Source organism: Cupriavidus sp. 05T313 (assembly GCF_056396665.1).
In genome coordinates, this window is the sequence record NZ_JBFTLX010000678.1 from 1 (window position 1) to 402 (window position 402).

At 65.9% G+C, this 402-nt stretch carries 1 protein-coding gene; it reads left to right on the forward strand.

Going from position 1 to position 402, the window contains the following annotated elements; all coding sequences use genetic code 11:
- Window positions 1–402 (forward strand): dihydrodipicolinate synthase family protein (locus AC1DKD_RS42335; RefSeq protein WP_477144880.1); only part of this gene is annotated, 402 nt, incomplete at both ends.

Sequence of the window (402 nt, forward strand, 5' to 3'; positions counted from 1 at the left end):
CCTCCATTCCGATTGAGCCCGACACCATGATCCGGCTGGCCCAGCACCCCAACATCGTCGCCGTCAAGGACGCCAAGGCGGACCTCGCCGCAGCTACCCGCGTCATGGCCGAAACCGACCTCCTGTTCTACTCGGGCGACGACGGGCTGACCCTTCCCTGGATGGCGCTGGGCGCCGTCGGACTGGTGGGGGTCACCACCCACGTCGCCACCCGCCGCTTCCGCGAGCTCATCGACGCCGTCAACGCCAATGACCTTGGGACTGCCCGCAAGATCAACTTCGAACTGCAGCCCGTAGTCCGCGCCACCATGACCCGCGTCCAGGGGGCCGTGGCGGCCAAACAGATTCTTAAATGGCAGGGAGTCCTGCCCAACTCGATTGTCCGTTTGCCCCTCGTGGAGC